This window comes from Streptomyces sp. P17, assembly GCF_032436805.1.
Classification (GTDB): Bacteria; Actinomycetota; Actinomycetes; order Streptomycetales; family Streptomycetaceae; genus Streptomyces.
This window is the reverse complement of sequence record NZ_JAVRBF010000345.1, coordinates 1-442: the sequence shown is the minus strand read 5'-3', so window position 1 is coordinate 442 and position 442 is coordinate 1. Positions and strand designations below refer to the sequence as shown.

General features: G+C 53.8%; 1 protein-coding gene. It reads right to left on the bottom strand.

Annotation, left to right across the window (positions count from 1 at the left end; translation table 11 throughout):
* Nucleotides 1-442, bottom strand: a 442-nt coding sequence (locus RMT89_RS41200; RefSeq protein ID WP_315888876.1) for a DUF4055 domain-containing protein, incomplete at both ends; no start/stop codon positions are given.

Here is a 442-nt window from a genome sequence, read left to right as displayed (position 1 = left end):
TGCTTTGTTGCGTCAATCTTCTTTTGCAGGAAGTCCATCGATTGTGCGGACGGCTCCACGTATTTCCATTCGCCGTGTTTGCCGTCGCCGCTCGGAACGCCCCATAGCACTTTGGCCGGGCCGACCGCCACTTTCTTAACGGTCTTGCCGTCAGCTTCCATTTGCGGGCGCATACCGTTGGCGGCGAGCATTGGATAACCGGCCATCGTGGAAACGAATTCGAGCGCGCTTTCGTTCTGGTACAGCTTAATTTGCAAATCGGCGGCGTCCTGCATTGCCGGAAACATTTTCCAGCTTTTGCCGTCGCGCCGACCGGTATAAAACGGCACGAGCGGGATAACGTCGATTGACAACGTTCCTTCATTCACCTTGAAATATTTCTTTTCGCCGTTGTCCGATTTCTGCCAAAGTTCCCAACCGATAACGCCGTTGTCTTCACGCT